This is a genomic window from Nocardioides sp. AX2bis, from assembly GCF_902506435.1.
Taxonomy (GTDB): Bacteria; Actinomycetota; Actinomycetes; order Propionibacteriales; family Nocardioidaceae; genus Nocardioides.
The window spans coordinates 1-2,822 of record NZ_LR733228.1 but is presented as its reverse complement, the minus strand read 5'-3'; the positions used below and the strand labels follow the sequence as shown (position 1 = coordinate 2,822).

Annotated in this window: 4 protein-coding genes; 3 read left to right on the top strand and 1 reads right to left on the bottom strand. The window is 77.1% G+C overall.

Annotation, left to right across the window (positions count from 1 at the left end; translation table 11 throughout):
• The first annotated feature begins 104 nt into the window (after positions 1-104).
• Genes GV155_RS19745 through GV155_RS19735 form a run of 3 tightly spaced genes read left to right on the top strand, consistent with a single transcriptional unit; the run spans position 105 to position 2,519 of the window.
• Entirely contained in the window at positions 105-653 is a 549-nt protein-coding gene (locus GV155_RS19745; protein ID WP_160011932.1) for a hypothetical protein, read from the top strand.
• Entirely contained in the window at positions 650-1,588 is a 939-nt protein-coding gene (locus GV155_RS19740; protein WP_160011930.1) for an ROK family glucokinase, read from the top strand. Before GV155_RS19745 ends, GV155_RS19740 begins: the two co-directional genes overlap by 4 nt.
• 4 nt (positions 1,589-1,592) lie before the next feature.
• A complete protein-coding gene (locus GV155_RS19735; protein ID WP_160011928.1) occupies positions 1,593-2,519 on the top strand; it encodes an ROK family protein in 927 nt (308 codons plus the stop codon).
• A 95-nt stretch (positions 2,520-2,614) separates the two neighbouring features.
• On the opposite strand, the gene GV155_RS19730 is transcribed toward GV155_RS19735, so the two are convergent.
• On the bottom strand, positions 2,615-2,822 hold a 208-nt coding region (locus GV155_RS19730), incomplete at its 5' end, for a hypothetical protein (RefSeq protein ID WP_442938874.1).

Sequence of the window (2,822 nt, the reverse complement as noted above, 5' to 3'; positions counted from 1 at the left end):
GTCGAGGACGGGGGGCTCCGGGTGCGGTTCGTCGCGGACGACGTGGACGACGCGGACTCCGGTGCTGACCCCGGCGCCGTGGCTCGCCAGGGCGCAGGTGCCCGGTGAGCGCGGGCGAGCCGTACGAGGAGGTCGGGTCGGTCGGCGAGGAGGCCGCGAAGCTCTTCGACGCGTTCTCCGAGGCGCTGGCCGCCGGCCGCGCCGGGCGGCCCGCCGCCCAGCACGGCCCGCAGCAGGGCCCGCAGCAGGGCCCGCAGGAGGGGCCCGCGGGCGCCCGGTGGAGCGGCGAGGGCCTCGCGGCCCTGGCCGCCGACGCGATGGGCGCCCTGCGCGACGCCGACGCGCACGTCGCCACCGGCGGCGAGGACTGCCGGATCTGCCCGGTCTGCCGCGCGATCCACGCCGTGCGGGAGACGACGCCGGAGGTCCGCTCGCACCTGCTGACCGCGGCCCGGTCGTTGCTGGCTGCGGGGACGGCCCTGGTGGACCACCTCGACCAGCCCACGGACCCGGACCCCGACCCGCCCCCGCCACCGCGCAACGGACGCGCGCGCCGGCCACCCGGCCCGGGCGTGGAACGGATCGACCTGGACGAGCAGCACGACGAGCACGACGAGCACGGGGCCCCCGGGTCCCAGGAGGAGCACCGGTGAGCCTGACCTGCGGCATCGACGTCGGAGGGACCAAGATCGCGGGTGCCGTGGTGGCCGAGGACGGCACCGTCCTGGAGCACCGTCGCGTGGTGTCGCCCGCGGAGGACCCCGAGGCGATCGAGGACGCCATCGTCGACCTGGTGGCCGACCTCGGCTCGCGGCACGCCCTGACCGGGGTGGGGGTCGGCGCCGCCGGCTACATCGACTCCGGACGCTCGGTGGTCATGTTCGCCCCCAACATCGCCTGGCGCGACCGCGCGCTGCGCGAGGACCTCGAGGAGCGCACGCACCTGCCGGTGGTGGTGGAGAACGACGCGAACGCGGCTGCCTGGGGCGAATTCGCGTTCGGCGCGGGCAGCGCGTTCGACGACCTGCTCCTGGTCACCGTCGGCACCGGCGTGGGCGGCGGCATCGTCGTCGACGGCGAGCTCTACCGGGGCGCCTCAGGCGTGGCCGCCGAGATCGGGCACATGCGGGTGGTGCCCGACGGCCTGCCCTGCGGCTGCGGGCGGCACGGGTGCCTCGAGCAGTACGCCTCCGGCCGCGCCCTGCTGCGCCAGACCAGGGAGGCCGCCGCCACCGACCCCGGCGCGGCCCTGCTCGTCGCCGCCGCCGGCGGGGACGCCGAAGCCATCACCGGGCTGGCGATCACCGCCGCCGCCCGCGACGGCGACCCCTTCGCGCTGCGCTGCCTGGCCGGGCTCGGCCGGTGGCTCGGCGAGGGCATCGCCTCGATCTGCGCGGTCCTCGACCCCGGCGTGGTGGTGATCGGCGGGGGCGTCAGCGAGGCCGGCGACCTGCTGCTGGACCCGACGCGGGCGGCCTTCGCCGACCAGGTCATCGGCACCGGCTACCGCCCGCTGCCGCAGATCGTGCAGGCCACCCTGGGCAACGACGCCGGCGTCATCGGCGCCGCCGACCTGGCCCGGCGCTGACCCGGTGACGACCGACCCGGGCCGCGGGCTCGTCGTCGGCGTCGACGTCGGCGGCACCAAGGTGCTCGGTGTCGAGGTCGACGACCACGGACGGGTCCTGCGGACCGCGCGGACGGCGACCCCGGGTCGTACCGCCACCCCGGGCGAGATCGAGGACGCCCTGACCCGCGTCGTGGACGAGGTGGCCGACGGACGCGTCGTGTCCGCGGTCGGGGTCTCCGCCGCGGCGCTGGTCGGACCGGACGGCGTGGTCCGCTTCGCCACCCACCTGCCCTGGCGCGAGCAGCCGGTCCACGTGCAGCTGGAGCAGCGCTGGCAGGTGCCGGTGGCGCTCGAGAACGACGCGAGCTGCGCGCTGCTGGCCGAGCAGGCCCACGGCGCGGCCCGGGGCGTCGGCGACGTCGTGATGATCACCGTCGGCACCGGCATCGGGGGCGCGATCAGCATCGGCGGCCGCCTGGTCCGGGGGCGCCAGGGCATGGCCGGCGAGCTCGGCCACCAGCAGGTCGTGCCGCAGGGCCTGCCGTGCGAGTGCGGGCTCCGCGGCTGCTGGGAGCAGTACGCCAGCGGCAACGCCCTGGTCCGCCTGGTCGCCCACACCCGGCCCGACCTGACCGCCGGGCCCGACGTCACCGCGGCCGCCCGCGCCGGGGACGGCTCGGCGCGCCAGGCCTTCGCGTCGGTGGGCGAGTGGCTCGGCGTCGGCACCGCCTCGCTGGTCGCCGTCCTCGACCCCGCCCTGGTCCTGGTCGGCGGCGGGGTCTCCGAGGTCGGGGACCTGCTCCTCGGGCCCGCCCGGGTGGCGATGCGCCGCGCCCTCTACGCCGGCGACCACCGCGAGGTGCCGCCGATGGTGCAGGCCGCGATGGGCCCGTACGCCGGCGCGATCGGCGCCGCCTGGTTGGCGACGGGGCTCGACCGGGCGCAGTAGGGACTCGCCTGGCCCGGCAGGCGGGATAGTCCCTGACGAAATCGTCGCGAAACCGGCCGGAAGACAACGATCTCGTCAGGGACTATCTGCCTCCGCTAGACGCGGGCGCCGTCGTCGTACGGGTCGCGCGGCTCGCGGGGCATCTTGGCGACCAGGTAGACGAAGCCGCCGATGAACGCGGCGACCAGGGCCAGCGCCACCACGGTCGGCAGGGTCAGGCCGACCAGGAGCGAGACGAGCAGCACGGCGGGGGCCCCGATCACGCCGACCCAGGCGGCGCGACGGTCCGCGGTGGTGGGCGGC